The organism is Thermobifida cellulosilytica TB100 (assembly GCF_001517975.1).
Classification (GTDB): Bacteria; Actinomycetota; Actinomycetes; order Streptosporangiales; family Streptosporangiaceae; genus Thermobifida; species Thermobifida cellulosilytica.
Map to the genome: position 1 here is coordinate 254,967 of NZ_KQ950183.1, position 1,078 is coordinate 256,044.

Annotated in this window: 1 protein-coding gene; it reads left to right on the plus strand. The window is 77.6% G+C overall.

What is annotated here, in order from left to right; genetic code table 11:
* Positions 1–1,078, plus strand: a 1,078-nt coding sequence (locus tag AC529_RS20535; RefSeq protein ID WP_198156425.1) for a hypothetical protein, incomplete at both ends; no start/stop codon positions are given.

Here is a 1,078-nt window from a genome sequence, read left to right on the forward strand (position 1 = left end):
CCGCCTGCCTGGCCGTGCGCGGCGACCTGGAGCGCGCCCGCACCCTGCTGGAGCAGACCGACACGGCCGGGACCACCGCGGGCCTGCGCTACGGGGCGCTGCACCTGCTCGCCGCCGTCCTCGAAGGGCTGGAGGCCCCGTTCGCCGAGCAGGACGCGGTGCTGGCCCGGGCCAGGGAGGCCGCGCGGGAGAGCGGGGTGCCGCGGCTCGTCGCCACGGCCGCCTACCGCCACGCCCACCTGCTGCGCCACCAGGGCGAGGAGGAGCAGAAGGCCGCCTGGCAGGCCATCGAGGAGGCCGCGGCGCAGCCCGCCTCCGCCCTCCCCGGCGGACTGCACGCCTCCATCGAGTTCACCCGGGGCCGGTGGCTGTGCGAGGAGCAGGACCACGGCGCGGCCGTCGCGCCGCTGGCCGAGGCGGTCGCGCAGGCCGCGTCGCTGGGCCTCGCGCCGCTGGCCGCGCAGGCGCGCTTCCTGCTGGTCCGCGCCTACTACGGCAGCGGGCGGTACTTCGACGCCGCGGAGGCCGCCGAGGAGCTCCTGGCCTCCGGGGAAGGGCTGGACGAGGCCGACCACAGGGCGCTGCGCGGACTCCTCGCCGCCGCCCTCACCGAGCTCGAGGAGTACGACGAGGCCCTGGCCCGCTGGCAGGAGCTGCTCGACATCGAGGACGAGGAGCGCAACCCGGAGGGCGTCGCCGTGCTCCGGACCAACACGGCCCGGCTGCTGGAGGTGCTGAACCGCCCCGGGGAGGCCGCCGAGCGCTACACCGCGGCCGCCGAGACGTGGGAGCGGCTCGGCCGGCCCTACCCCGCCGCCGAGCTCCAGCAGCGCGCGGCGCTGCTGCTGGAGAGGACCGAGGGCGTCGACGCGGCCCTGGCGGCCTCCCGCCGGGCCGAGCGGCTGCTGGAGCGCTGCACCGCGGGCTCCGGCGAGGACGTCACCCCGGAGGACCTGCGCTTCCAGCTCGCCCAGCTGCGCCACGAGCGCGCCTTCATCCTCTGGCAGCACGTGCCCGCCGCCGAGGTGGAGGCCGAACTCCTGGCCGCCGTCGACCTGTACCGCGAGGTCGGCGCGGA